Origin of the sequence: Paenirhizobium naphthalenivorans (genome assembly GCF_007992095.1) — a bacterium.
GTDB lineage: Bacteria > Pseudomonadota > Alphaproteobacteria > Rhizobiales > Rhizobiaceae > Allorhizobium > Allorhizobium naphthalenivorans.
This window is the reverse complement of record NZ_BJZP01000117.1, coordinates 1-818: the sequence shown is the minus strand read 5'-3', so window position 1 is coordinate 818 and position 818 is coordinate 1. Positions and strand designations below refer to the sequence as shown.

Below are 818 nucleotides of genomic sequence, written 5' to 3'. Positions count from 1 at the left end.
ACAGCGACGCGGCGACGCTACGCGTTGGCGCCTGCGAGGCACGGATCGCAGACGCGTAAGCCGAACGGCTTCGATGCTGCCAGCCCCCGGCGACCGCAACGATGTCATAGGGACGTGACCGCAGATCCTCGCGCAAATCATCGATGATGAGATCGATGCTGCAGCCGCAACCGACCACGCGCGCCAAAATCTCACGGCTGACCGGCTCGGCGGCGGCAAAGATCACTGCTTCCACCCGCAGCATCCATTCGCGCCAGCGCAGCTCCGGCGGCAGATCTTCGAGCTCGCGATCGAGCAACACTTCGTCCTGCGGCCGTGACTTCCGTCGTGTTGCGCTTAATCCCGCCATCGTCACAACCCAAAAATCCGGAACGAAGTTCGGCCGGACAGTTCACGCACCGCGCCAAAACTTTCCAGCCGCTCGAACAATCGCGTCGCCGCCCAGCGGGAGAGATGGCTGCCGGGCGCGGAGGCGGGCATGGCATCCTCGTTGAGCAGCTTTTCGATGACGACGCCGGCGCCTTTGGTTCGCACCTTCGGCGCCACCGCCAACAATGTCTCGGCACGCCGGCCAATGTCATTGGCCTGCCGCAAGGCCTCGACCGTGGCGGACACGAGCGCCAGGCACACCGTCCGCGCGAAAGCGGGCTCCCCGGGCCGCACCCGCCCGCGGCCACCGATGGTCTTGAACGCTGCGCCATAACGCTCGCCCATCGTGAGCGGCACGCCACACGCCCAGGCGAGTTTTTCCGCGAGCAGGCGGTCGGCCAGCCACCAGGCCAAAATTTCGGCATCTGGCCGGGCGGCGCAGATGTTGG

2 protein-coding genes are annotated in these 818 nt (G+C 66.3%); both read right to left on the bottom strand.

Features of this window, described 5'->3' with window-relative positions; genetic code table 11:
* A partial coding sequence (locus tag RNA01_RS23440) for an SMC-Scp complex subunit ScpB (RefSeq protein WP_147182464.1) occupies nt 1-349 on the bottom strand: 349 nt, incomplete at its 3' end.
* Nucleotides 350-351: 2 nt separating this feature from the next.
* The coding region (locus RNA01_RS23435; protein WP_147182463.1) for a DUF1403 family protein at nt 352-818 on the bottom strand (467 nt) is incomplete at its 5' end.